Origin of the sequence: Allobosea sp. TAB14, assembly GCF_052113865.1 — a bacterium.
GTDB lineage: Bacteria > Pseudomonadota > Alphaproteobacteria > Rhizobiales > Beijerinckiaceae > Allobosea > Allobosea spartocytisi.
Map to the genome: position 1 here is coordinate 1 of NZ_JBFRDQ010000361.1, position 1,402 is coordinate 1,402.

Annotated in this window: 2 protein-coding genes; both read right to left on the reverse strand. The window is 68.5% G+C overall.

The window, feature by feature from the left end; translation table 11 throughout:
• Nucleotides 1-550 (reverse strand): ABC transporter substrate-binding protein (locus tag AB4Y99_RS27610; RefSeq protein WP_441525598.1); only part of this gene is annotated, 550 nt, incomplete at its 3' end.
• A gap of 90 nt (nt 551-640) precedes the next feature.
• On the reverse strand, nt 641-1,402 hold a 762-nt coding region (locus tag AB4Y99_RS27615; protein WP_441525599.1), incomplete at its 5' end, for a DMT family transporter.

Sequence of the window (1,402 nt, forward strand, 5' to 3'; positions counted from 1 at the left end):
CCTCGGTGATCTGGGTGAAGGCGTCCGTGACGGCCAGCCGCTCCGGCATGATCGCGGGGACGAAGGCGGTCATCTTGGCCAGGGCGTCGGGCAGCAGCGGAAAGGGCCTTTTCAGCCTGAAGCGCAGGGTGCGGTCGTCCGTCGCCGCGAGTTCGTCGGTCAGCGCCATCAGCGTCTGCCCGAAGGAGTCGCGCTTGCCCCAGCGGTTCAGGCTGGCCACGCAGTCGCGCGCCAGAACCGCGCTGCCGTCGTGGAATGTCAGTCCTTCCCGCAGCTTGATGGTCCATGTCTTGCCGTCGGCCTCGGCAAGCGCTCCCTCGGCCATCTGCGGCTGGGCCTTGTAGCTTTCGTCCTGCCCGAAGAGCGTGTCGTAGACCAGGAAGGCGTGGTTGCGCGTGACGGTCGCCGTGGTCCAGATCGGGTCGACGACGGCGAGATCGCCCTGCGGCACGAATTTGATCACACTCCGGTCGGCGCCTCGGCCGATATTGGGAGCGGAGAGGGTCAAGCTCGCGGCGGCGCCTGCGAGGAAGGAACGGCGTGTCGGCATGGCGGTCTCCCGGGCGAGAGGTTCTGCACGTCCTAGCGGGCGGCAGAGTAGCATCGCCTCCAAGCAAGCGACATGCCGGCGCTTCGGTTTTCAGGCGAAGCGCTTCGCCCCGGCCACGGAGAGAACGACGATGCCGGTCGCAGCGACCATGCTCCAGGCGACGGGTTCGTGCAGCAGAAGCCCGGCCAGCAGCAGCCCGAAAAACGGCTGAAGCAGCTGGAGCTGGCCGACGCCGGCAATGCCGCCCAGCGCCAGCCCGCGATACCAGAACACGAAGCCGATCAGCATGCTGAACACCGAGACATAGCCGAGCCCGAGCCAGGCGGGCATGCCGATGCCGTTCCATGAGGCCGGCCAATAGAGGAGCGCGACGAGCGCCATCGCCGGCAGGGACAGAAGCAGGGCCCAGGAGATCACCTGCCAGCCGCCGAGACGACGCGAGAGTGTCGCGCCCTCGGCATAGCCGAGCCCGCAGAGCAGGATCGCGGCGATCATCAGCAGATCGCCCGCCAGCGAGCCGCCATCGCTATGGATCAGCGCGAAGCCCGCCACGGTCGCGCTGCCGAGGATCGAGAACAGCCAGAAAGCCGGCTTGGGGCGCTCGCCGCCGCGCAGCACGCCGAAGATAGCCGTGGCCAGCGGCAGAAGCCCGATGAAGACGATCGACCGTGCCGCCGTGATGTGCTGCAGCGCCAGCGCCGTCAGCAGCGGGAAGCCGACGACGACGCCGAGCGCGACGATAAGGAGGGGGAGCAGATCGCTGCGCGCCGGCGGCTTCTGGCGCAGCAGGGAGAGAAACATCCCGCCGAGCAGCGCGGCGATGACGGCGCGCGCCGAGGTCAGGAACAACGG